The 1,177-nt window shown below is 66.9% G+C and carries 1 pseudogene; it reads right to left on the bottom strand.

From position 1 onward, the window contains the following. Positions 1-1,177 (bottom strand): annotated as a pseudogene (locus tag ASG00_RS18250) (AAA family ATPase); the annotation flags it as partial.

The following is a 1,177-nucleotide window of genomic DNA, read 5'->3' as shown; positions in this document are numbered from 1 at the left end:
TCGTCGTCATGATGATCACGGTGTTCTTGAAGTCGACCACGCGCCCCTGACCGTCGGTCAGACGACCCTCTTCGAGGATCTGCAGCAGCGAGTTGAAGATGTCGGGGTGCGCCTTCTCGATCTCGTCGAACAGCACCACCGAGAACGGCTTGCGGCGCACCTTCTCGGTGAGCTGGCCGCCCTCCTCGAAGCCGACGAAGCCGGGAGGGGCACCGAACAGCCGAGAGACGGTGTGCTTCTCACCGAACTCGCTCATGTCGAGCGAGATCAGGGCGCCCTCGTCGTCGAACAGGAACTCGGCGAGCGCCTTGGCCAGCTCGGTCTTGCCGACACCGGTGGGTCCGGCGAAGATGAACGATCCCGACGGACGCTTGGGGTCCTTCAGGCCGGCGCGCTGACGACGGATCGTCTTCGCGAGGGCGGCGATCGCCTCCTCCTGGCCGATGATGCGCTGGTGCAGCGCCTTCTCCATGAAGACGAGACGGCTCGACTCCTCCTCGGTCAGCTTGAAGACCGGGATGCCGGTCGCCTGGGCCAGCACCTCGGCGATGAGTCCCTCATCGACGACGGCGGTGGTGGCGACATCCCCGTTCTTCCACTGCTTCTCGAGACGCAGGCGCTCGGCGAGCAGCGACTTCTCCTCGTCGCGGAGGGCCGCGGCGCGCTCGAAGTCCTGGTCTTCGCTGGCCTGCTCCTTGTCCTCACGGACCTTGGCGATCTTGTCGTCGAACTCGCGCAGCTCGGGCGGGCTCGACAGGATCGACAGGCGCAGGCGCGCCCCCGCCTCGTCGATCAGGTCGATCGCCTTGTCGGGCAGGAAGCGGTCGCTGATGTAGCGGTCGGCGAGGTTGGCCGCCGCGACGATCGCGCCGTCGGTGATCTGCACCTTGTGGTGCGCCTCGTAGCGGTCGCGCAGGCCCTTCAGGATGTTGATCGCGTGGGGCAGGCTCGGCTCGGCGACCTGGATCGGCTGGAAGCGGCGCTCGAGCGCGGCATCCTTCTCGAAGTGCTTGCGGTACTCGTCGAGGGTCGTCGCACCGATCGTCTGCAGCTCGCCGCGGGCGAGCAGCGGCTTCAGAATGGATGCCGCGTCGATCGCACCCTCGGCGGCTCCCGCCCCGACCAGCGTGTGGATCTCGTCGATGAAGACGATGATGTCGCCGCGGGTGCGGATCTC

The organism is Microbacterium sp. Leaf351, assembly GCF_001423825.1.
Classification (GTDB): domain Bacteria; phylum Actinomycetota; class Actinomycetes; order Actinomycetales; family Microbacteriaceae; genus Microbacterium; species Microbacterium ginsengisoli.
Note: the sequence above shows the minus strand (reverse complement) of the source record. Positions and strands in the feature narration are given on the sequence as shown.